This is a genomic window from Streptomyces phytophilus, assembly GCF_013870535.1.
GTDB classification, from domain to species: domain Bacteria; phylum Actinomycetota; class Actinomycetes; order Streptomycetales; family Streptomycetaceae; genus Streptomyces; species Streptomyces phytophilus.
Genome location: NZ_JACBXC010000776.1, coordinates 1 through 2,899 on the forward strand (window position 1 = coordinate 1; position 2,899 = coordinate 2,899).

Annotated in this window: 3 protein-coding genes; all 3 read right to left on the bottom strand. The window is 70.5% G+C overall.

Annotated features, from left to right (window positions below; translation table 11 throughout):
- The coding region (gene rbfA / locus H5J30_RS25070) for a 30S ribosome-binding factor RbfA (protein ID WP_181789627.1) at positions 1–439 on the bottom strand (439 nt) is incomplete at its 3' end.
- A gap of 24 nt (positions 440–463) precedes the next feature.
- Positions 464–760 (bottom strand): DUF503 domain-containing protein, encoded by a 297-nt coding sequence (locus H5J30_RS25075; protein ID WP_018839988.1) that lies wholly within the window; start codon positions 758–760, stop codon positions 464–466.
- A gap of 100 nt (positions 761–860) precedes the next feature.
- Positions 861–2,899 (bottom strand): translation initiation factor IF-2 (gene infB / locus H5J30_RS25080; protein WP_181789628.1); only part of this gene is annotated, 2,039 nt, incomplete at its 5' end.

A 2,899-nucleotide genomic window follows, 5' to 3' on the forward strand; every position in this document is an offset into this window, starting at 1 on the left:
CGTCCGCGTCTTCGTCGTCCCGGTCCCGCTTGTACGGGTCCGCCCCCGCCGCGTACTCCGCGCCCGCCGCGGCGCTGCGCACCTGCTCGTCCAGGAGCCGGGCGCGCTCCAGCACGTCGTCGATGTTCTTGGCGTTGTCGGGCAGCGCGTCCGGCATGAAGGCCAGCGTGGGCGTGAACTTCACCCCGGCGGCGGCGCCGACCGCGGAGCGCAGCACGCCCTTGGCGCTCTCCAGCCCCTTGGCCGCCTGCTCCCGCTCCTCGTCGTCGCCGTACACCGTGTAGAAGACGGTCGCCTCCCGCAGGTCACCGGTGACGCGCGTGTCGGTGATGGTCACCCGGGAGCCGAGCCGCGGGTCCTTGATCCCCCGCTGCAGCTTCTCGGCCACGACCTCACGGATGAGGTCCGCCAAGCGCTTCGCCCGTGCGTTGTCGGCCACTGGTCCGTCTCCTTGCCCACTTGTCTACTCGTCGTCTTCGTGGTGGATCCGCCGCCGTACGGACAGCAGCTCCACCTCCGGCCGGGCGGCGAGCATCCGCTCGCACCGGTCCAGCGTCTCGGTGAGGTGCCCGGCGTCCCCGGAGACCGTCGCCAGACCGATCACGGTCCGGCGGTGCAGATCCTGGTGCCCGACCTCCGCGGCGGTCACCGCGTACTTGCGGATCAGCTCCGCGACGATCGGGCGGACGACGGAGCGCTTCTCCTTCAGCGACCGTACGTCGCCGAGGAGGAAGTCGCAGGAAAGCGTCCCTACGTACACGTGTGTCCGGATCACCCGCCGGTACGGGATATACGGGATGGGGTGGCGGCGAGGGGGCGGCCCTTCGCGAAGGGCCGCCCCCTGCCGACTGTGCTGCTGATCAGCCGCGCGGCTTCTCTCGCATCTCGTACGTCGCGATGACGTCGTCCACCTTGATGTCGTTGTAGTTTCCGAGGTTGATACCGCCCTCGAAGCCTTCGCGGATCTCGGTGACGTCGTCCTTGAAGCGGCGCAGGCCCTCGATGTTGAGGTTCTCCGCGACCACCTTGCCGTCGCGGATGACCCGGGCCTTGGTGTTGCGCTTGACCTCGCCGGAGCGGATGAGCACACCGGCGATGTTGCCCAGCTTGGAGGAGCGGAAGACCTCGCGGATCTCGGCGGTGCCGAGCTCCACCTCCTCGTACTCCGGCTTGAGCATGCCCTTCAGCGCGGCCTCGATCTCCTCGATGACCTGGTAGATCACCGAGTAGTACCGGACGTCGACGCCCTCGCGCTCGGCCATCTGCGTCGCCCGGCCCTCGGCGCGGACGTTGAAGCCGATCACGATCGCGTCCGAGCCCGTGGCCAGGTCGATGTCGGTCTCGGTGACCGCACCCACACCGCGGTGGAGCACGCGCAGGTCGACCTCTTCACCGACGTCCAGCTGCATGAGCGAGGACTCCAGCGCCTCGACGGAACCCGCCGCGTCGCCCTTGATGATGAGGTTGAGCTGCTGCACCTCGCCGGCCTTGAGCACCTTGTCCAGGTCCTCCAGCGACACCCTGCGGGTGCGCTTGGCGAAGGCGGCGTTGCGCTCGCGCGCGGCGCGCTTCTCGGCGATCTGGCGGGCCGTACGGTCCTCCTCGACCACCAGGAAGTTGTCCCCGGCGCCGGGGACGCTGGTCAGACCGAGCACCTGGGCGGGGGTCGAAGGACCGACCTCGTCCAGGGGGTTGCCCAGGTCGTCGAGCATGGCGCGTACGCGGCCGTAGGCGTCGCCGACGACCATCGTGTCCCCGACGCGCAGCGTGCCGCGCTGGACCAGCACGGTCGCCAGGGCGCCGCGGCCGCGGTCGAGGTGGGCCTCGATCGCGATGCCCTCGGCGGCCTGCTCCGGGTTCGCGCGCAGGTCCAGGCTGGCGTCCGCGGTGAGGACGACGGCCTCCAGCAGGTTCTCGATGTGCAGGCCCTGCTTGGCGGAGATGTCGACGAACATCGTCTCGCCGCCGAACTCCTCGGCCACCAGCCCGTACTCGGTGAGCTGGCCGCGCACCTTCGTCGGGTCCGAACCCTCGACGTCGATCTTGTTGACCGCGACGACGATCGGCACGTCGGCCGCCTTGGCGTGGTTCAGCGCCTCGACCGTCTGCGGCATCACGCCGTCGTTGGCCGCGACCACGAGGATCGCGATGTCGGTCGCCTTCGCACCGCGGGCACGCATGGCGGTGAACGCCTCGTGGCCCGGGGTGTCGATGAAGGTGATCCGGCGCTCCTCGCCGTTGACGTCGGTCGCCACCTGGTACGCGCCGATGTGCTGGGTGATACCGCCGGCCTCGCCCTCCAGGACGTTGGTCTTGCGGATCGCGTCCAGCAGGCGCGTCTTGCCGTGGTCGACGTGACCCATGACGGTGACCACCGGGGGCCGCGCCACGAGCGCTTCCTCGCCGCCCTCGTCCTCGCCGAACTCGATGTCGAACGAGTCGAGCAGCTCGCGGTCCTCCTCCTCCGGGCTGACGACCTGGACGGTGTAGTTCATCTCCTCGCCCAGGAGGTGCAGCGTCTCGTCGGAGACGGACTGCGTCGCGGTGACCATCTCGCCCAGGTTGAACATCACCTGTACCAGGGACGCCGGGTTGGCGTTGATCTTCTCCGCGAAGTCGGTGAGCGACGCGCCGCGGGAGAGACGGACCGTCTCGCCCTTGCCGCGCGGAAGCATCACGCCGCCGATGGACGGCGCCTGCATCTGCTCGTACTCCTGGCGGCGCTGCCGCTTCGACTTGCGACCGCGGCGCGCGGGACCGCCCGGACGCCCGAAGGCGCCCTGCGTGCCGCCGCGGCCACCGGGACCGCCGGGACGACCGCCGAAGCCGGGACGGCCACCGCCGCCACCGCCGGGACGACCGGCGAAGCCGCCGCCACCGCCGCCGCCGCCACCGGGAC